Origin of the sequence: Cloacibacillus sp. (assembly GCA_036655895.1) — a bacterium.
GTDB lineage: Bacteria > Synergistota > Synergistia > Synergistales > Synergistaceae > JAVVPF01.
In genome coordinates this window covers 6,417-6,962 of sequence record JAVVPF010000058.1, presented here as the reverse complement: position 1 = coordinate 6,962, position 546 = coordinate 6,417, and the positions used below count along the sequence as shown (strand labels likewise).

Sequence of the window (546 nt, the reverse complement as noted above, 5' to 3'; positions counted from 1 at the left end):
GGCGGCGCGCCTTGCTTCTATCCACTGCCCTGACTTCCGTAGATATATGGAGCGCAAGCTGGCGCAAGGCAAGCACTACTTTGTCGCGCTTGGGCATCTTTCAAAAAAGTTGATTCGCGTTATTTTCCACATCCTTAACGCAAACGAGCCATTTGTCCCGATGACGGCATAGACGGCAGTCTTTATCCTCACCGGAGTCTCAATGTCTCTTTCTGTCTTTGAAAGAGGCTCGCGTTAGCATGTCATTGTCAAGGTGCCTGGTTCTGTTTCCTTCGTGACACTTTCTTGCCTGTTTCTCTTCTCTTACGACTTGACTTTATATAGTCAGTCTTTATATTATTACAGAAATAGCTCTGTAATTTTCTGTGATCAGCGGCAGTACAGGTGGCAGGCGACCAGCCTTCCGTCTGTTTCGGCAAGCCGCGGCCGCGTCGTGTCGCATTCTTTTATCTTCTTCGGACATCTGTTTGCGAACGGACATCCGGCTGGAAGATTTATCGGGCTTGGCACGTCACCCTGTAACGGTTCGCAGAGCCTGCTCTGGTC

The 546-nt window shown here is 50.0% G+C and carries 1 protein-coding gene; it reads right to left on the bottom strand.

Translation table 11 applies throughout. The annotated features are described in order from the left end of the window. Positions 1-369: 369 nt before the first annotated feature. Positions 370-546: ABC transporter ATP-binding protein (locus RRY12_12125; protein ID MEG2185418.1), on the bottom strand; the 177-nt coding region annotated here is incomplete at its 5' end.